This is a genomic window from Bradyrhizobium sp. 23AC (assembly GCF_054863025.1).
The window spans coordinates 1-326 of sequence record NZ_JAVAYN010000093.1 but is presented as its reverse complement, the minus strand read 5'-3'; the positions used below and the strand labels follow the sequence as shown (position 1 = coordinate 326).

Here is a 326-nt window from a genome sequence, read left to right as displayed (position 1 = left end):
AGGTCGCGGACGATGCGGGGCAGCTTCTGCCAGGCATTGCCGATCGGCTGCATGCGCGTCTTCATGACGCCTTCCTGCAGCTCGGCGGTGACGTTGGACAGGCGCTGCAACGGCACCTTGAACTCGGTGTCCTCGTTGCGGCGGGAGATCTCCAGCAGCTGGTTGCGGGTCAGCACCAGCTCGGAGACCATGGTCATCAGATGCTCCAGCGTATCCACGTTGACGCGGATCGACTGGTTGGCGATGCGGTCGCCTTCGCTGGCGCCCTCGTCGGCCATCGACTTCTTCGGCGCGGCCTTCTCCTTGGCGGGCTTTGCTTCCTTGGC

1 pseudogene is annotated in these 326 nt (G+C 64.7%); it reads right to left on the bottom strand.

What is annotated here, in order from left to right:
- Positions 1 to 326, bottom strand: a pseudogene (locus RAD10_RS41600) (hybrid sensor histidine kinase/response regulator); the annotation flags it as partial.